This is a genomic window from Luteimonas sp. A478 (genome assembly GCF_054052025.1).
In genome coordinates this window covers 73,667-91,822 of record NZ_JBSVRF010000007.1, presented here as the reverse complement: position 1 = coordinate 91,822, position 18,156 = coordinate 73,667, and the positions used below count along the sequence as shown (strand labels likewise).

Below are 18,156 nucleotides of genomic sequence, written 5' to 3'. Positions count from 1 at the left end.
CCCGGGTCGCAGCCGGAGAGATCGCGCCACTGCCCTGGCGCCACGGGAAAGGGCTGGGCGGCCCCGGGAAAGCAGAAACCCCGCAAATCATCGATTCACGAGGCTTCTGTGCAGCGTATGGTGCCGTTGAGAGGAGTCGAACCCCCGACCTACTGATTACGAATCAGTTGCTCTACCGACTGAGCTACAACGGCGTTGGGGATGGAATTCTATCTGGTGTCCGCTCAGTCCACCAGCTGTACGCGCAGTTCCCTGGGCAGGGCGAACACCATGTTCTCCGGCTCGCCATCCAGTTCACGCACGCCGCTGGCGCCCAGCTCACGCAGGCGGTCAAGCACGCCCTGCACCAGCACATCCGGGGCGGAGGCGCCGGCGGTGACGCCAACGTGGCTTCGGCCTTCCAGCCAGCGCGGCTCGATCTCCTCCGCACCGTCGATCAGATGGGATTCCACGCCGTCGCGCTCGGCCAGCTCGCGCAGGCGGTTGGAGTTGGAGCTGTTGGGCGAACCCACCACCAGCACCAGGTCACAGACCCGGGCCAGCTCGCGCACCGCGTCCTGGCGATTCTGGGTGGCGTAGCAGATATCGTCCTTCTTCGGCCCCTGAATGGTGGGGAAGCGCGCCTGCAGGGCCTCGATGATCTCGCGGGTATCGTCCACCGACAGCGTGGTCTGGGTGGTGTAGGCGAGATTCCCAGGCTGGGTCGGCTCCAGTCCCGCAACGTCTTCCAGGGCTTCGACCAGATAGATCTCGCCGGTGCCGGCCTCACGCTGCCACTGACCCATGGTGCCTTCCACTTCCGGGTGGCCGGCATGGCCGATCAGCACCACGTCGCGGCCCGCGCGGCAGTTGCGCGCTACTTCGAAGTGGACCTTGGTGACCAGCGGGCAGGTGGCATCGAACACTTTCAGGCCCCTGCGGTCGGCCTCGGCGCGCACCGCCTGGGACACACCGTGGGCGCTGAAGATCACCGTATTGCCGTCCGGCACCTCGTCCAGTTCCTCAACGAAGATCGCGCCGCGCTGTTTGAGGTCGTCGACCACGTAGCGGTTGTGCACGACTTCATGGCGCACGTAGATCGGCGCACCCAGGGTCTCGATGGCGCGCTTGACGATCTCGATGGCGCGGTCGACGCCCGCGCAGAAGCCGCGGGGGTTGGCAAGGACGATATCCATGGGCCAATTCTACCTGTCGCCGCAACGGGTTACCTGCACCAGCCCTGTAGGAGCGCCTCATAGGCGCGAAGCCGCGTGACGTCTGCAATCCCGCACCCTCCCGGACGCCAAGTTGCCCCCGGCCCGACTGCGTGGGTGCCGGAACCAGTTCCCTGACGAGGCAGCGGAACGCAGCCGGATTCACGCGGCTTCGCGCGCATGGCGCGCATGGCGCGCTCCTACCAGGAGCGGTGCGCTCGTGCCGGGGGCGGGGCGCTGCTACTGGGGTGTAGGCTTTTTGGCGCCGAGGATGCCGAACAGGGCGATGCCGATGGCGCCACCCACGATGGCCGCATCGGCCACGTTGAACGACGGCCAGTAGTAGTCACCCCAGTACCACTGGATGAAATCCACCACGTGGCCATGCAGCTGGCGGTCAATGACGTTGCCGATCGCGCCGCCGATCACCAGTGCGAACGGCAGCGCGGTTTTCCAGTCGCCGCGCGGAGTGCGCGCCATCCACCAGGCCAGCATGGCGCTGATGCCGAAGGCCAGTACGGTGAAGAACCACTTCTGCCAGCCGCCCTGCCCGGCCAGGAAGCTGAACGCCGCGCCGGTGTTGTAGGTGCGATACCAGTTCCAGAAGCCTTCGATCACCGGCACTGCGGTGTATTCGGGCAGGCTGGTGAGGACCCACCACTTGGTCAGCTGGTCGAGCACGAGCACCAGCGCCGACACCAGCAGCCACGGCAACGCGTTGGGTTTGACCACCGGACTCATGACTCCCCCTGTAGGAGCGCGCCATGCGCGCGAAGCCGCGTGACGGTGGGCATTGGCATCAGAACCATTGGCGGTCCTCGCCGGGACCTTCGATATTGGACACGCAGCGGCCGCAGATCTGCGGGTGCTCCTCATGGGTGCCGACGTCGGCGCGGTAGTGCCAGCAACGTCCGCACTTGGGCTTTGCAGAGGCCTTGGCAACGATACCGGGCTCGGCCTTGTCGCCGCCGGTCTCGATCGCCACATCTCCGCTGATCAGCAGGAAGCGGAGCTCGTCGGCCAGCGGCTCCAGCCAATCGCGGGTGGCGTCATCGCAGCGCAGGGTGATTTCCGCCTGCAGCGCGGCGCCGATCTCGCCGCTGGCACGCATCGGCTCGAGCACCGCCGCGACCCGCTCGCGCAGGTCCAGCAACCGGTCGAACTCCTCCGCCGACAGGGCCGCATCGGCCGACATCGGCGCCAGGCCCTCATACCAGGTGGCAAACAGCACGTTCTCCGGACGCGGACCGGTATCGGTCACCGCCGGCAGGTGCTGCCACATTTCTTCGGCAGTGAAGGCCAGGATCGGCGCGATCCAGCGCACGAAGGCCTCGGTGATCCGGTACATGGCGCTCTGCGCGCTGCGCCGGCCGCGCGAGTCCTCGCCCATGGTGTACAGGCGGTCCTTGGTCACGTCCAGGTACAGCGAGCCGAGGTCGACGCTGCAGAAATTGGACAGCGCCTGCACGATCTCGGGGAAGTCATAGCGCGCGTAGGCGGCGGTGATCTTCTCCTGCAGCAGGTAGGCGCGATGCACGATCCAGCGGTCCAGCGCCACCATGTCGTCCAGCGGACGCAGGTGTTCGGACGGATCGAAGCCGTTGAGGTTGCCCAGCAGGAAGCGGGCGGTATTGCGGATCCGGCGGTAGGCATCGGAGCCGCGCTTGAGGATCTCGTCGGACACCGACATCTCGTGGCGGTAGTCGGCCGCGGCGATCCACAGGCGCAGCACATCGGCGCCCATTGCATCCATCACCTTCTGCGGTGCAACCACATTGCCCAGCGACTTGGACATCTTGCGGCCGGACGCGTCCACGGTGAAGCCGTGGGTAAGCACCTGGCGATACGGCGCCACGCCGTCCATCGCCACCCCGCTGAGCAGGGAGGACTGGAACCAGCCGCGGTGCTGGTCGGAACCTTCCAGGTACAGGTCGGCGGGCTTGCGCAGGCCGTCTTCCGGGCGCTGCGCGAGCACGCAGGCATGGCTGACGCCGGAATCAAACCAGACGTCGAGGATGTCGGTGACTTTGTCGTAGCGGGCGCCCTCTTCCGCGCCCAGCAGTTCAACCGGGTCAAGCGCGTACCAGGCGTCCACGCCCTCGCGCTCCACCCGTTCGGCCACCTTGCGCATCAGTTCGGCCGAATCCGGATGCGGCTCGCTGGTTTCGCGGTCCACGAACAGGGCGATCGGCACGCCCCAGTAGCGCTGGCGCGAGATGGTCCAGTCCGGGCGGTCGCCAACCATGCCGGCCATCCGCGCGCGGCCCCAATCAGGCACCCACTGCACGTCTTCGATCGCGGCCAGCGCGTCGCGGCGCAGATCGGCCTGGTCCATGGAGATGAACCACTGCGGCGTGGCCCGGAACGCCACCGGCGTCTTGTGCCGCCAGCAGTGCGGATAGCTGTGTTTGAGGTCCTGGTGGGCCAGCAGGCTGCCGCCTTCGCGCAGGGCCTCGACGATCAGTGGATTGGCCTTCCAGATGTGCAGGCCGGCGATGACCGTCCCCGCGACCGGCGCGGTCGCGTCCAGATACACCCCGCGGGCGTCAACCGGATTGAGCTCGGCGGCGCCGTAGCGGGCGTTGATGCCGTATTGCTGGCCGACCGCAAAGTCCTCCTGGCCGTGGCCGGGGGCGGTGTGCACGGCACCGGTGCCGTCCTCGGCCGAGACGTGCTCGCCCAGGATCAGCGGGATGTCGCGCTGCGCATAAAACGGATGCTGCAGAAGCATGTTTTCCAGCGCCTGGCCCTTGGCATGGCCGAGCACCTGCATCGATTCGACGCCGTAACGCTTCAGCGCACCCTCGGCCAGCGCTTCGGCGAGCACCAGCAGCTGCGGCTGGCCGTCACGCACCGGGCCTTCCACAAGCACGTAGTCCAGATCCGCACCCAGGGAAACCGCCAGCGAAGCCGGCAGGGTCCATGGCGTGGTGGTCCAGATCGGCACCGCCACCTGGGTACCGGCACCGATGCTGGCGCCAAAAGCGGCGGCGACAGCGGCGGGGTCTTGCGCCAGGTAGGCCACATCGATGGCCGGAGAGACGCGGTCGGCGTACTCGATTTCCGCCTCGGCCAGCGCCGACTGGCAGTCGAAGCACCAGTGCACGGGCTTGAAGCCGCGCACCACGTGGCCGCGCTCATGGATCCGCGCCAGCGCGCGCAGCATGTCCGCCTCATAGCGGAAATCCATGCTGCGGTAGGGGTTGTCCCAGTCACCAATCACGCCCAGGCGCTTGAAGTCCTGGCGCTGCAGCTCGATCTGTTCGCCGGCGTATTCGCGGCACTTCTGACGGAAGGCGGCGGCGTCAAGCTTCTGGCCCACCTTGCCGAATTTCTTTTCCACCGCGTGTTCGATCGGCAGTCCGTGGCAGTCCCAGCCGGGCACATACGGCGCGTCGAAGCCGGACAGCAGCTTCGACTTGACGATCATGTCCTTGAGCACCTTGTTGACCGCGTGGCCGATGTGGATCACGCCGTTGGCATACGGCGGGCCGTCATGCAGGACCCAGGTGGGCCGCCCCTTGGCGTGGCTGCGGATCTGGCCGTACAGGCCCTCCTCTTCCCAGCGGGCCAGCGTCTGCGGCTCGCGCCTGGGCAGGTCCCCGCGCATCGGGAACTCCGTGGCCGGGAGCAGGATGGTGGATTTGTAGCGATTGGGATCGGGACTCACGCGCAGGCCTGTCGGGAAGGTGTGGATTGCAGGATCTGGCGCGCCTGGACGGCGTCGCGATCCATCTGCGCGACCAGGGTCGGCAGGTCGGGGAATTTTTCCTCGTCGCGCAGCCTGGCGACGAATTCAACTTCAATGCGGCGCCCGTACAGGTCGCCCTCGAAATCGAACAGGTGGGCTTCCAGCAGCGGCTCCACGCCGCCAACGGTGGGCCGGGTGCCAAAGCTGGAGACCGCAGGCCAGGAGCGGCCGTCATCGCCCACCCCGTGGACCCGGGTGGCGTAGATGCCGCGCAGCGCCGGCACCTTGCCGCCGAAGCGGAGGTTGGCGGTGGGAAAGCCCAGCGTGCGCCCCAGCTGGCGACCGCGCACCACGCGCCCGGAAATGGCATAGGGCCTGCCCAGCATGCGCGTCACCGTATCGAAATCCCCGGCAGCCAGGGCGGCGCGGATGCGGGTGCTTGAAACCCGCTCCCCGTCCAGCAGCACCGGCGCGATCTCGCCGGCCTGGAAACCATGTTCGGCGCCTTCCCGGCGCAGGGTCTCGAGATCGCCACTGCGACGGTGGCCAAAGCGGAAGTCCGGCCCTACCCACACTTCGGATGCACGCAGCCGTTCCACCAGCACCCGGCGCACGAAATCTTCCGCGGACATGGCGGTGAACGGCCCGTTGAAGCGCAGCAGTCCCACCAGATCCACCCCAAGATGGTGGAGACCCTCCACCTTGGCCCGCGGCAGCATCACCCGCGCGGGCGGCTCGGCCGGGGCGAAGTACTCACGCGGCAGCGGCTCGAAGCCCAGCGCCACGGCCGGTACGCCGAGCACACGGGCACGCGCCACCGCATGGCCCACCAGCGCCCGATGGCCAAGATGCAGCCCGTCGAAGGCACCAATGCAGACCACGCTGCCGTGCGGGCACAGGAGCCCGCCGTCGACGTCGCGAAAAAGCCTGTTCATAGGAACCGGGCAGTATACCGGTGCACCCGCTACAACCGCAGATGCCGCGGCCGCAGGCCGCAGGCGAACATCGCCGCCCCATAGGTGACAGCGCCGGCGGCCACGATCAGCAGCAGCCAGCCCACCCGCAGCTGCCACCCGTCCATCGCGGCCCACTCCCCCACCCAGCCGCGCAGCGCCAGCACCGCCGCCGCCATGGCCACGCACGCCAGCAGCAGCCGCAGTGCGAACGCACCCCAGCCCGGCAGCGGGCGGTACAGCCCCGCCCGGCGCAGGTAGCGCCACAGCAGCAGCGCGTTGATGATCCCCGCCAGCGCCGTGGCCAGCGCGATCCCGCCGTGCGCACCCTGCACTCCGTTCAGCCACAGCGGCGTGGTGATCGCCACCGTCAGGCCAACATTGGCCGCCACCGTCCATATCGCGGCGCGCATCGGAGTCCTGGTGTCCTGGCGGGAAAAGAACGCTGGCGAGAGCACCTTGCTGAGCATGAACGCCGGCACGCCCAGGCTCATCGCCGACAGGCTGATCGCCGCCATCCGCGCATCGAACGGGCTGAACTGACCGTAGTTGTAGACCGTGGCCACGATCGGCTCGGCCAGCAGCAGCAGCCCCAGCCCTGCCGGCACCCCGGCCAGCAGGGCCATCCGCAACCCCCAGTCCAGGGAATGGTTGTAGCCCTCCGGATCCCCGGCCGCGTGGCGTCGCGACAGGTGCGGCAGGATCACCGTGCCCAGCGCCACGCCGAACAGGCCGAGCGGGAATTCCACCAGCCGGTCGGAGTAGTACAGCCACTCCACGCTGCCGGCGGCGAGCAGCGACGCGAACGCGGTGCCCACGATCAGGTTCACCTGGGCCACCGAGGAGGAGAACAGGGTGGGCAGCATCAGCCGTCCCACCTTGCGTACTTCGGCATGGCGGAAGCCGAACCGCAGCCGCGGCCGCAGTCCCAGCCGGCCCAGCGCCGGCCACAGCAGGGCCAGCTGCAGGAAGCCGGCAATCAGCACGCCCCAGGCCAGGCCATGGGGCGGCACGCTGAACCTGGGCGCCAGCCACAGCATGGCGGCGATCATGGTCAGGTTGTGCAGCACCGGGGTAAACGCCGGCAGGGCGAAACGGCCAAACGTGTTCAGCACCGAAGCCGCCAGCGACATCATCGAGATGAACAGCAGGTACGGGAAGGTGATGCGCAGCATCTGCCCGGTCTGGTGCAGCAGCTCGGGATCGTCCAGCCAGCCGGGCGCGAACAGCCGTGCCAGCCACGGGGCCAGCATCACCCCGATCCCGCACACCACCAGCACCACGGCGCACAGGGCACCCGCCATGTGGTCGATGAAATCCTTCAGCGCGGCCCGGTCACCCTTCTCGCGGATCTCGTTGAGCACCGGCACGAAGGCCATCGCCATCGACCCTTCGGCGAAGATCCGGCGCAGGAAGTTCGGAATCCGGTAGGCCACGATGAAGGCGCCGATAGCGCCACCGGTGCCGAACAGGGTGGCCTGGAGCATGTCGCGGGCGAAGCCGGCGATCCGCGACAGCAGGGTCATGGCGCTGAACACGGCGGTCGACCGCAACAGGCCTGCACCCCTGGATTGGCGGGCCGGCGCGGCCGGTGCCGGGTCGGGCACGCTCATGCCAGCACCCTGCCCTGACGGGCGGTGTTGACCCAAGCCACTGAATCCTCCATAATTTCCTGCTCGCTTGTCTTTTCAATCGGGTCGTCAATCACGGCCCCGCCTTCGGGCTGCGTCATTGGACGCGCCTGACCACCCAAAGTTTCCAGGATTCCACCGTGGCCAACATCAAATCTTCCAAGAAGCGCGCCAAGCAGGCCGTCGGGCGCAACCAGCGCAACGGCAGCCAGCGCTCGCAGCTCCGCACCGCCGTGAAGAAGGTGATCAAGGCGCTTGACGCCAATGACGCCGCGGCCGCGCAGGAGGCGTTCAAGTCCGCCCAGCCGCTGCTCGACCGCTTCGGCGCTCGCGGCCTGATCCACCGTAACAAGGCTGCCCGTCACAAGAGCCGCCTGAGCGCCCGCATCAAAGCGCTGCAGAGCGCCGCTTGAGGCAAAGCGCACCGCATGACTGAAAAGCCCGGCTCCGGCCGGGCTTTTTCGTGTGCGCCATTCTTGACTACGACACTCCTGGCCGCTGTTGGCGGCGGGCGTCTCAGCCCGCATCCTGCGCCTCAATCCGCGCCTGCTCATCCAGCCGGTCGAGCTCGGTCTGGACCTTGAGCATCACCTCGCGCGTGCCCTCGTGGGCCAGTCCGGACACCAGGAACCAGGGCTGATCCCAGCCGAGATCGGCGATCACGCGGGCCGCCTCGGCCTGGGCGTCCGCCGGATCCATCAGGTCGGCCTTGTTGATCAGCAGCCAGCGCGGCTTGTCCAGCAGCCCGGCGTCGAACTTCTCCAGCTCATGCTCGATCGCCCGCACCTGATCGACCGGATCGCCGCCGTCCAGCGGCTGGATCTCCACCAGGTGCAACAGCAGCCGGGTGCGCTGGATATGACGCAGGAACAGCGCCCCCAGCCCGGCACCATCGGCGGCACCCTCGATCAGACCCGGGATATCAGCCACTACGAAGCTGCGGTGCGGCTCCACGCTGACCACGCCGAGGTTTGGATACAGGGTGGTGAAGGGATAGTCCGCCACCTTGGGCGTGGCCGCGGAAACGGCGCGGACCAGGGTGCTCTTGCCGGCATTGGGGAAGCCCAGCAGGCCGACATCGGCCAGCAGCTTCAGCTCCAGCCTCAGCACGCGCTCTTCGCCCGGATCGCCCAGTGTCGACCGGCGCGGCGCGCGGTTGATGGAGCTTTTGAAATGGATGTTGCCCAGCCCGCCCTTGCCGCCACGCGCCACCAGCAGGCGCTCGGCATCCGCGGTCATGTCGCCGATCACCTCGTCGGTATCCACGTTGGTGACCACGGTGCCCACCGGCACGGTGATGACGAGATCGTCGCCACCCTTGCCGTACTTCTGCTGGCCCATGCCGCCTTCGCCCTTGCGCGCATGGAAGCGCGTCTGGTGGCGGAAGTCGACCAGGGTGTTAAGGCTTTCATCGGCCACCAGCCACACGCTGCCACCGGCGCCGCCATCACCGCCATCCGGCCCGCCCTTGGGAATGTACTTCTCGCGCCGGAAGCTCACGCAGCCGTTGCCACCCTTTCCGGCGGCTACGGTGATTTCAACTTCGTCGACGAGTTTCATTGGCTGGGTTCGTGGTTGCTGATGGAAGTGGTGGAAAAAACATGGGTGATGCCTGAACGAGTTTAACTGCTAGTTGCCGCCGGAACCTCACCCGCCAACAGGCCGCCCGGCAAACAAAACCCGGGGAAAAGAAAAGCCCCGCGAGGTGCGGGGCTTTCGCTTGCACGGTTTGCGGAGAGCCCTCAGGCGTCCGCGATCACGCTCACCGTGCGGCGCTTCTTGGCGCCCTTGGTCGTGAACTCCACCTTGCCGTCGACCAGCGCGAACAGGGTGTGGTCACGGCCCAGGCCGACGCCGCTGCCCGGATGGAACCGGGTGCCGCGCTGGCGGACGATGATGTTACCGGCCTCGATGGCCTGGCCACCGTACATCTTCACGCCGAGGAATTTCGGGTTGGAGTCGCGGCCGTTGCGCGAGGAACCTACGCCTTTTTTCTGTGCCATGCCTGCTTCTCCTTACTTGCCGTCGCCGGAAGGACTGATTCCGGTGATCTCGATTTCGGTGTAGTACTGGCGATGTCCCTTCCGCTTCATGCTGTGCTTGCGGCGGCGGAACTTGATGATCCTGATCTTTTCTCCACGGCCGTGGGACACGACCTTGGCGGTGACGGTTGCGCCGTTCAGCACATCGCCAACCTTGATGCCATCGCTGTCGCCCAGCATCAGGATGTTGTCGAAGGTGATCTCATTGCCCTCTTCGACCTCGAGCTTTTCTACGCGGAGCGTTTCGCCCTGCGCCACGCGGTACTGCTTACCGCCGGTGACCATGACTGCGTACATGTGGAGCCTCTCGTGATGTTCGATTCTGTAGTTATTATTTGATCTGCCCAGCCTCTTGCGGGCGGACAGAAGCGGAATTGTAGGGGATGCGGTGATTTCGGGTCAACAACGGGCCCATTCGCCGCAACCCGCGGACAGCTCCCCGTCAGGCTGCCCGCGGGGGTGGGCATTACGCCGTTTGCCCCCATATCCATGGCTCGGTAGGCTGATTGATTGCCTTTCGACCCTCCCCCACCCGCCCGGCCCACCCGCCGGGACAACCGGACTTTTCCGATGGCGTTGGACTACATCCGCATCCGCGGTGCCCGTACCCACAATCTGAAGAACATCGATATCGAGCTGCCGCGCGACAAGCTGATCGTGATCACCGGCCTGTCCGGCTCCGGCAAATCCTCGCTGGCTTTCGACACCATCTACGCCGAAGGCCAGCGCCGCTACGTCGAGTCGCTGTCGGCGTATGCGCGGCAGTTCCTGAGCGTGATGGAAAAGCCGGACATCGACCACATCGAGGGCCTGAGCCCGGCGATCTCGATCGAGCAGAAGTCCACTTCGCACAACCCGCGCTCCACCGTGGGCACGATCACCGAGATCTATGACTACCTGCGCCTGCTTTACGCGCGGGTGGGCCTGCCGCGCTGCCCCGACCACCATTATCCACTGGAGGCGCAGACCGTCAGCCAGATGGTTGACCAGGTCATGGCGCTGGGCGACACCGCCGGCGGCGCAGAGCGGCGCTGGATGCTGCTCGCCCCGGTGGTGCGCGGGCGCAAGGGCGAGCACGCCCAGGTGTTCGAACAGCTGCGCGCGCAGGGTTACGTCCGCGTGCGGGTGGACGGTGTGGTGTACGAGATCGATGCAGTGCCGACGCTGGCACTGCGCCAGAAGCACACCATCGAGGCGGTGATCGACCGCTTCCGGGTGCGCGAGGACATCCCGCAGCGGCTGGCCGAATCGTTCGAGACCGCGCTGCGGCTGGGCGACGGCATGGCCGAGGTGCGCCCGCTGGACGACGATGGCGCCGAGCCGCTGCTGTTTTCGTCGCGATACAGCTGCCCGGTGTGCGATTACGCCCTGCCGGAGCTGGAACCCAGGCTGTTCTCGTTCAACTCGCCCGTGGGCGCCTGCCCCGGCTGCGACGGCCTGGGCGTCAGCGAATTCTTCGACCCGGACCGGGTAGTGGTGCATCCGGAGCTGGGCCTGGCAGCCGGCGCGGTGCGCGGCTGGGACCGGCGCAACCACTACTACTTCCAGCTCATCGCCTCGCTGGCCAGGCACTACGGCTTCAGCGTGGACACGCCCTGGAACGAACTCACTGAAGAAGCCCGGCAGGCGGTGTTGCACGGCAGCGGTGAGGAAAAAATCAGCTTCACCTACATCACCGAGGGCGGCAGCCGCAGCCAGCGCAGCCACCGTTTCGAAGGAATCCTGCCCAACCTGGAGCGCCGCTACCGCGAGACCGAGTCGGCGGCCGTGCGGGAAGAGCTGGCCAAATACATCAGCGAGCGCGCCTGCCCCACCTGTGAAGGCGCGCGCCTGAACCGCTCGGCCCGCAACGTGCTGGTGGCCGAGCGTCCGCTGTCGGACCTGGTGGTGCTGCCGATCGGCGATGCGCTGGCGTTCTTCAGCGATCTGCGCCTGCCCGGCTGGCGCGGCGAGGTGGCCGACAAGATCCTCAAGGAAATTCGCGAGCGGCTGAACTTCCTGGTCGACGTGGGCCTGGATTACCTGAGCCTGGAGCGCAAGGCGGACACCCTGTCCGGCGGCGAGGCCCAGCGGATCCGCCTGGCCTCGCAGATCGGCGCCGGACTGGTGGGGGTGATGTACGTGCTCGACGAGCCCTCGATCGGCCTGCATCAGCGCGACAACGCACGCCTGCTCGACACCCTGGTGCGACTGCGCGACCTGGGCAACACCGTGATCGTGGTGGAACACGATGAGGACGCCATCCGCCAGGCTGACCACATCGTCGACATCGGCCCCGGCGCCGGCGTGCACGGCGGCGAGGTGGTGGCCCAGGGCAGCTTCGAGGACATCCTGGCCGAGCCGCGTTCGCTGACCGGGCAGTACCTGTCGGGCGCGCGTAGCATCCAGATCCCCGCGCGACGCCACAAAGCCAACCCGAAGATGCAGCTGCACCTGCGCGGTGCGACCGGCAACAACCTCAAGGGCGTGGACCTGGCCATCGCTTCGGGGCTGTTCACCGCCATCACCGGCGTGTCGGGCTCGGGCAAATCGACCCTGATCAACGACACCCTGTACAAGCTCGCCGCCAACGAGATCAACCGCGCATCGCACAAACCCTCGCCCTACCGCGAGGTCGAGAACCTGGACCTGTTCGACAAGGTCGTCGACATCGACCAATCGCCGATCGGCCGCACCCCGCGCTCCAACCCGGCCACCTATACCGGGCTGTTCACCCCGCTGCGCGAGCTGTTCGCGCAGGTGCCGGAGGCGCGCGCGCGCGGCTATTCGCCGGGGCGGTTCTCATTCAACGTGCGCGGCGGCCGCTGCGAAGCCTGCCAGGGCGACGGCCTGATCAAGGTGGAGATGCACTTCCTGCCCGACGTGTACGTGCCCTGCGACGTGTGCGAAGGCAAGCGCTACAACCGCGAGACCCTCGACATTCTCTACAAGGGCCACAGCATCCACGACGTGCTGAACCTGACGATCGAGGCCGCGTTGGAGCTGTTCACCCCGGTGCCCGCGATCGCGCGCAGGCTGGAAACCCTGATGGACGTGGGCCTGGGCTATATCCGCCTGGGCCAGCCGGCGACCACGCTTTCCGGCGGCGAGGCGCAGCGGGTGAAGCTGTCAAAGGAGCTCTCGCGCCGCGACACCGGCCGCACCCTGTACATCCTCGACGAGCCCACCACGGGCCTGCACTTCCACGACATCGAGCACCTGCTGGCGGTGCTGCACAAGCTGCGCGACGACGGCAACACGGTGGTGGTGATCGAACACAACCTGGACGTGATCAAGACCGCCGACCGGGTGATCGACCTGGGCCCGGAAGGCGGCCATCGCGGCGGCATGATCATCGCCCAGGGCACCCCGGAGGAAGTGGCCGCGGTGCCGGAATCGTATACCGGCCAGTTCCTGGCGAAGATGCTGGGCGACGCGGCGCCTGGCACGGCTCCCGCCGCCAAACCGGACCCCAAGCGCTTCGCGCGGCCGGTGTCGAAGAAACGCGCTGCCAGCAAGCGCGCCAGCAGCTGAGGACCGCATGAGCAACGTTCCCCCGAACCATCCCGGTGCCCGGGCCCCGCTGTTCCAGATGCCGCTGAGCGTGCGCTGGCGCGACCTGGACGCTTTCAACCACGTCAACAACTCCAACTTCCTCACTTACCTGGAAGAAGCCCGGATCCGCTGGTTCGAGTCCCTGGACGAGGAGTGGGTGACCGAAACCACCGCGCCGCTGCTGGCCGCGGTGCAGATCAACTACCGCATGCCGATCCCGTACCCGTCCGAGCCGCTGGTGCAGCTGTACTGCGAGCGACTGGGCAATACCAGCGTCACCATCGGCCATCGCATTGTCAGCGCGGACGGCGCCACGCTGTATGCGGACGGCCATGTAGTGATGGTGTGGGTGGAACGCGCCTCCGGCCGCCCCACCCCGCTTCCCGATGCCGTGCGCCGCGCGGCGGCAGCACCCGACGGAGCGTGAATCCTCCCTGCGGTGGATAATCCGCGGTCTACCCGCAAAGAGGCATCCGCATGAGCGAGCTGGTCCAGACCATTCCCCACGGCCGCGTCCACGAGCTGCGGCTGGCCCGGCCGCCGGTCAACGCCATCAACCCGGCACTGTGCCAGGCCCTGCGCGAGGCCATGGACGCGGCGATCGGCAACGGCGCCGAAGGTCTGGTGCTCTCCGGCGGCCCGAAGGTGTTTTCCGCCGGACTGGATGTTCCGCTGTTGCTGTCGATCCAGGACGACGGCCCTGCGCTCCACGAGGCCTGGAACGACTTCTTTGATGCCGCCCGTGCGCTCGCCTCCTGCCCGGTGCCGGTCGCGGCGGCCATCGCCGGCCATGCCCCGGCCGGCGGCTGCGTGCTGGCCCTGTGCTGCGACTGGCGGGTAATGGCGCAAGGCCCGTTCGCCATCGGCCTGAATGAAACCCAGGTGGGGATCGCCATTCCGCCGGGCATCATGCGCCTGATGCAGCGCACGGTGGGCGCGCGCCAGGCCGAAGCCCTGCTGCTGGCCGGTGCGATGGTGGAATCCACGCGCGCGCTCGAGATCGGCCTGGTCGACGAACTGGCGGAAGTGGACAACGTGGTGGCACGCGCCGTTGAACGCATCGAGCTGCTGCTCAGCCTGCCGCGCGAACCGATGCTGGCCACCCGCAAGCTTCTGCGCGCCGACCTGGTCGAGGCTGTGGCGCCGCAAAGCATGCAGCTGGAACAGTGCCTGGAATCCTGGCGCTCACCCGACACCCAGCAGGCGCTGCGAGCGATGGTGGCGCGGATCGGAAAAGGCTGAGATCGGTCCGCTCGGGCCGCTACAAGTCGGCCCGCTACGGACCAACGGCCACCGGACGGCTGCCCGCTTCGATCCACCCGCTCCACGAGCCGGTGTACAGCCGGGCGCCGGGCAGGCCCGCATGGGCCATGGCCAGCAGGTGGTGGCAGGCGGTGACGCCGGAACCGCACATCACCGCAACCTGTTCGGCTTCGCGCCCGTCCATGAGTGCCAGGAAGTCCGCACGCAGCTGCGCGGGATCGCGCAGGCGCCCGTCCGCCCCCATGTTCTCGGTGAACGGCCGGCTGGTGGCCCCGGGCACGTGCCCACCCACCCGGTCGATGGGCTCGATCTCACCGCGGAAGCGTTCCGCGGCACGCGCATCCAGCAACAATCCACCGGCCTCCAGATGCGCCTGCACCTGGTCCGCGTCCAGCAGTCGCGAGGGATCGAATTCGGCCACATAGCGCGCCGGGGCGGGATGACGCAGCGCCGATTCCACCGGCAGGCCCAATCCGCGCCAGCGCGCCCAGCCACCGTCAAGCACCGCCACCCGCGCATGACCCAGCGCCCGCAGCAGGAACCACAGCCGCGCCGCGAACGCACCGTCGCCGCCGTCATAGGCCACCACCTGGTGATGCGTGGTGATGCCCCAGGCGCCCAGCCGCGCGCACAGTTGTGAGGCCGATGGCCACGGATGGCGCCCGGCTCCCGCGCCGGGAGCGGCGGGGCCAGACAGATCGCGGTCCATATGGGCGTGGACCGCTCCGGGCACGTGGCCCCGGGCGAACTCGGTGACGCCATGCTCCGGATCGGCCAATGAATGGCGGCAGTCGACCACCACAATGTCCTCGTCGTCCAGCAAGCCGGCAAGGACTTCCGCCTGTACCAAGGTGGTCCATTGGAGATTCATGCGCCTTCCTCCTTCGCCACGCGCGCCAGCCGCTCGCGCAGGTTGTAAAGGATAGACGCGGTCACCCCCCAGATGCGGTGTGGCGCCTGGCCGGGCCCGTGGCGGAACTCCAGCAGCGGGCGCCGACGCCCGGCGTATTCGATCTCGAGCCGGCGCAGATTGCCCGGTGCAAGCAGGAATCCGAGTTCGACCTCGAACACCTCGGCTACCTCGCCCGGATCCGGAACCGGCACGAAGGCGGCATCGATGGTGGCCACCGCAGGCATCACCCGGTAGCCGCTGATGGTGACGACCGGATCCAGCCAGCCCAGCGGCCGCGCCTGGCCGGGATGCAGGCCGATTTCCTCGCGCGCCTCGCGCAGCGCCGCAGCCAGTGCATCGCGATCAGCCGGTTCGATGCCGCCACCGGGAAAACTGACCTGGCCAGGGTGATGCCTGAGCATTTCGGTGCGCCTGGTCAGCACCACCCGGGGCCCATCCTCGCGCAGCACCAGTCCGACCAGCACCGCCGCCTCGCGGTGGACATGGCCAGGGGGCAGCAAATCCGCCACTTCGTCGCTGTTCCAGGCCTCGCTGGCTGGGGGCGACTGCAGCGGGTGCAGTGCCCGGGCCAGGGCCGGCAGCGACGGATACGGGGTCACGTTCGCCGTGCTTCCCTTTCCGGAAGCACCGTTTCCATCAGATAAAGGCGTTCGTCATCGCCCAGCTGGCTCCACAGGGCGATTTCAGTGGCCGTGCGGTGACAGCCCAGGCAGCTGCCCGCTTCGTCCAGCGTGCATACGCCGATACAGGGGCTGAGGACAGCGCGGAATGGAACGTTCATGAGCTCGCACGACACAGGCGGCGCGCCGGCGCCGGAATGAAAAACGCCGTGCCGGCTTGCACCGGCACGGCTGTTTGCCTATCGGGCCGCATCCGTTCGCGCGAAGCACGCGCGGACGGCGGCGGCCGCAGCGTGGATCAGTTGATGCTGACCAGCTGCACTTCGAACACCACGGCCTGGTTCGGGCCGATCGGGGACTGCGGGGTATCGCCGTAAGCCAGGCTCGACGGCATCACCACTTCCCAGCGCGATCCGGCATTCATCATGCCAATGGCTTCACGCAGGCCCGCCAGGGGAATTTCGCTCACCCGCATGGTCACCGGGCCGCTCTCGCCATCCGGGCGCGGGGCGGTGGTGTCGATGAAGGTCTGGCCTTCCGGCAGGCTGGCCTTGTAGTGCACCTGCACCTGGCTGTCGGCCGCAGGCGTGGCGCCGCTGCCGTTCTCGATCACCCGGTACTGCAGGCCGCTGGGCAGCGCCTGGACGCCGGCTTGGCCGCGATGCTGGGCCAGGAAGGCGTCGCTCTTGGTCTTGTTCTCGGCCGCGGCCTGGTTGAAGGCCTCCTGGGCCCGGGCCATCTGCCGCTGCTGCATGTTCTCCACGGCGGTCCGCAGCTGCTCGACAGAAACCGTGGGATCGCGACGCGCGTAGCCATCGCGCAGCGCCTGGATGACGGTGTCGACATTGATCTGCTCGCCACTCTCAACCAGGTTCCGGCCCAGGTCGTAACCCAGCGCGTAGCTGAGCTGGCCCTGTTCGGTAGAGGTGTCCTGGGCCGAGGCGGTGCCAGCGGCAAGGGTCAGGGCCGCGACGGTAACGGCCAGAAAGCGCAACTTCATGCAGTGGTTCTCCAGATTTTCCGGTGTTTCAGGGATGGGATCCAGCCCGCGCCGGCGGCGGACCACCTGCGGTCGAACGCGCTAGGATAGCGGCCCGGGTACTTAACTGTCACTGAGGACAGCGACTGGGACTTGCAAAATGTCTGCAAAGTTCCGTTGTCCTCGGGCGCTTAACAATTTTCAAACCAAGGTGCTCATGAACCATTCACCATTGAAGATCGAGGACCACGACGGCATCCGCATGGTTACCGTCAACCGACCCGACAGACTCAACTCGCTGAACGCGGCCACCCTGGACGCACTCCACGACGCGTTCGAAGACGTCGCCAACGATCCCGATATCCGCGTTGCCGTGCTGACGGGTGCGGGTCCCAAGGCGTTCGTGGCCGGGGCCGATATTGCCGAAATGTCCGGGCTGACCCCGATCCAGGCGCGGGATTTCTCCCAGCGCGGCCAGCGCACCATGCGCCGGATCGAAACCCTGCCCAAGCCGGTGATCGCCATGATCAACGGCTTCGCCCTGGGCGGCGGCCTGGAACTGGCCATGGCCTGCCACCTGCGGGTGGCAGCAGACACGGCAAAGATGGGCCAGCCGGAGATCAACCTCGGCCTGGTACCCGGCTTTGGCGGCACCCAGCGTCTGCTGCGCCTGGCTGGACGCGCCGCCACGCTGGAGCTGTGCCTTGTCGGCGCCCCGGTGGATGCGGCGCGCGCATTGCAGCTGGGCGTCGTCAACCGGGTGCTGCCGGCCGCGGAGCTGGAGGACGGCACCATGGCCCTGGCCCGGCAGCTCGCCAAGGCGGCGCCGCTGGCCCTGCGCGGCATCCTCGACTGCGTAAACACCGGCGGGGAATGCGGGATCACCGAAGGGCTGGAATTTGAAACCGCCCAGTTCGGCCTGGTGTTCTCCACCGATGACATGCGCGAAGGCACCCGCGCATTCCTGGAAAAGCGCAAGCCGGAGTTCAGCGGCAAGTGAGCAGCGAAGCGCAGGCCCGGCGACTGCTGGACCTGCTTGACCACGACCAACTGGATGCGGCCATTGATGCCGGCCTGGCCGACTTCGAGGCTGCGGACTGCGCCCTGCCGCCCGCGGACCAGGAGCGGCTGCAGGCTGCACGCGAACGGCTGCTTCAGGCCTGGGCCGCGCGCGCACGCCACCAGGCCCGCAACGCCCGGCTGGCCCGGCGTGCCGAGACCCTGCGCCAGCGCCGGGCAGCTGCAGCACCGTCCATCAACAGACCCGGCCTGCCAGCGGCAGCGGCCGCCGCACTGGAGCGCGCACGCCAGCGTGCGCGGGGCGCCAACAATTGAGT

The 18,156-nt window shown here is 67.7% G+C and carries 17 protein-coding genes, 1 tRNA gene and 1 pseudogene; 6 read left to right on the top strand and 13 right to left on the bottom strand.

What is annotated here, in order from left to right; translation table 11 throughout:
• Positions 1-118 precede the first annotated feature (118 nt).
• The 7 genes from ACW7G3_RS13115 to ACW7G3_RS13085 all read right to left on the bottom strand — a co-directional run bounded on the left by ACW7G3_RS13115 (position 119) and on the right by ACW7G3_RS13085 (position 7,569).
• Positions 119-194, bottom strand: a tRNA-Thr gene (locus ACW7G3_RS13115).
• Between the two features lie 30 nt (positions 195-224).
• Positions 225-1,175, bottom strand: a complete 951-nt coding sequence (ispH, locus tag ACW7G3_RS13110) for a 4-hydroxy-3-methylbut-2-enyl diphosphate reductase (RefSeq protein ID WP_456983283.1) — start codon at positions 1,173-1,175, stop codon at positions 225-227.
• Between the two features lie 258 nt (positions 1,176-1,433).
• The gene (gene lspA / locus ACW7G3_RS13105; RefSeq protein WP_456983281.1) at positions 1,434-1,934 is read right to left on the bottom strand and encodes a signal peptidase II; all 501 of its coding nucleotides are present in this window, start codon (positions 1,932-1,934) and stop codon (positions 1,434-1,436) included.
• Positions 1,935-1,992: 58 nt separating this feature from the next.
• Positions 1,993-4,803, bottom strand: coding sequence for an isoleucine--tRNA ligase (gene ileS / locus ACW7G3_RS13100; RefSeq protein ID WP_456983344.1), 2,811 nt, complete (start codon positions 4,801-4,803; stop codon positions 1,993-1,995).
• A 56-nt stretch (positions 4,804-4,859) separates the two neighbouring features.
• A complete protein-coding gene (locus tag ACW7G3_RS13095) occupies positions 4,860-5,819 on the bottom strand; it encodes a bifunctional riboflavin kinase/FAD synthetase (protein ID WP_456983280.1) in 960 nt (319 codons plus the stop codon).
• A 29-nt stretch (positions 5,820-5,848) separates the two neighbouring features.
• Entirely contained in the window at positions 5,849-7,393 is a 1,545-nt protein-coding gene (gene murJ, locus ACW7G3_RS13090) for a murein biosynthesis integral membrane protein MurJ (protein WP_456983343.1), read from the bottom strand.
• Positions 7,394-7,446: 53 nt separating this feature from the next.
• Positions 7,447-7,569 carry a hypothetical protein gene (locus ACW7G3_RS13085; protein WP_456976027.1) on the bottom strand — a complete coding sequence of 41 codons (123 nt, stop codon included), beginning with the start codon at positions 7,567-7,569 and terminating at the stop codon, positions 7,447-7,449.
• A gap of 39 nt (positions 7,570-7,608) precedes the next feature.
• Between ACW7G3_RS13085 and rpsT the strand changes: the two genes are divergently transcribed.
• Positions 7,609-7,881, top strand: coding sequence for a 30S ribosomal protein S20 (gene rpsT, locus ACW7G3_RS13080; protein ID WP_456976029.1), 273 nt, complete (start codon positions 7,609-7,611; stop codon positions 7,879-7,881).
• 103 nt (positions 7,882-7,984) lie between these two features.
• On the opposite strand, the gene cgtA is transcribed toward rpsT, so the two are convergent.
• The 3 genes from cgtA to rplU form a co-directional block, all read right to left on the bottom strand.
• Positions 7,985-9,028, bottom strand: a complete 1,044-nt coding sequence (cgtA, locus tag ACW7G3_RS13075; RefSeq protein ID WP_456983278.1) for an Obg family GTPase CgtA — start codon at positions 9,026-9,028, stop codon at positions 7,985-7,987.
• 182 nt (positions 9,029-9,210) lie between these two features.
• Positions 9,211-9,471, bottom strand: coding sequence for a 50S ribosomal protein L27 (rpmA, locus tag ACW7G3_RS13070; protein ID WP_456976033.1), 261 nt, complete (start codon positions 9,469-9,471; stop codon positions 9,211-9,213).
• A gap of 12 nt (positions 9,472-9,483) precedes the next feature.
• A complete protein-coding gene (gene rplU / locus ACW7G3_RS13065) occupies positions 9,484-9,807 on the bottom strand; it encodes a 50S ribosomal protein L21 (protein WP_456983276.1) in 324 nt (107 codons plus the stop codon).
• A 273-nt stretch (positions 9,808-10,080) separates the two neighbouring features.
• Here rplU and uvrA point away from each other — a divergent pair, with 273 nt between their 5' ends.
• From uvrA to ACW7G3_RS13050, 3 genes are read left to right on the top strand one after another with little or no spacing between them, the layout of a single operon-like run.
• Positions 10,081-13,023, top strand: coding sequence for an excinuclease ABC subunit UvrA (gene uvrA, locus ACW7G3_RS13060; RefSeq protein ID WP_456983274.1), 2,943 nt, complete (start codon positions 10,081-10,083; stop codon positions 13,021-13,023).
• A gap of 7 nt (positions 13,024-13,030) precedes the next feature.
• Positions 13,031-13,471 (top strand): acyl-CoA thioesterase, encoded by a 441-nt coding sequence (locus tag ACW7G3_RS13055; RefSeq protein ID WP_456983273.1) that lies wholly within the window; start codon positions 13,031-13,033, stop codon positions 13,469-13,471.
• A gap of 50 nt (positions 13,472-13,521) precedes the next feature.
• On the top strand, positions 13,522-14,286 hold the full coding sequence (locus ACW7G3_RS13050; protein WP_456983271.1) for an enoyl-CoA hydratase/isomerase family protein: 765 nt from the start codon (positions 13,522-13,524) through the stop codon (positions 14,284-14,286).
• Between the two features lie 34 nt (positions 14,287-14,320).
• Here the strand turns inward: ACW7G3_RS13050 and ACW7G3_RS13045 are convergent, their stop codons facing one another.
• The 3 genes and pseudogenes from ACW7G3_RS13045 to ACW7G3_RS13035 all read right to left on the bottom strand — a co-directional run bounded on the left by ACW7G3_RS13045 (position 14,321) and on the right by ACW7G3_RS13035 (position 16,840).
• Positions 14,321-15,178 (bottom strand): sulfurtransferase, encoded by an 858-nt coding sequence (locus ACW7G3_RS13045; RefSeq protein ID WP_456983269.1) that lies wholly within the window; start codon positions 15,176-15,178, stop codon positions 14,321-14,323.
• A pseudogene (locus ACW7G3_RS13040) lies at positions 15,175-16,001 on the bottom strand (NUDIX hydrolase). The gene ACW7G3_RS13045 and the pseudogene ACW7G3_RS13040 overlap by 4 nt, the downstream one beginning before the upstream one ends.
• A gap of 137 nt (positions 16,002-16,138) precedes the next feature.
• A complete protein-coding gene (locus ACW7G3_RS13035; RefSeq protein ID WP_456983267.1) occupies positions 16,139-16,840 on the bottom strand; it encodes an FKBP-type peptidyl-prolyl cis-trans isomerase N-terminal domain-containing protein in 702 nt (233 codons plus the stop codon).
• 196 nt (positions 16,841-17,036) lie between these two features.
• Here ACW7G3_RS13035 and ACW7G3_RS13030 point away from each other — a divergent pair, with 196 nt between their 5' ends.
• Positions 17,037-17,819, top strand: a complete 783-nt coding sequence (locus ACW7G3_RS13030) for an enoyl-CoA hydratase/isomerase family protein (protein ID WP_456983265.1) — start codon at positions 17,037-17,039, stop codon at positions 17,817-17,819.
• Complete coding sequence (locus ACW7G3_RS13025) at positions 17,816-18,154, top strand: hypothetical protein (protein WP_456983263.1); 339 nt, start codon at positions 17,816-17,818, stop codon at positions 18,152-18,154. Before ACW7G3_RS13030 ends, ACW7G3_RS13025 begins: the two co-directional genes overlap by 4 nt.
• Positions 18,155-18,156: the final 2 nt, after the last annotated feature.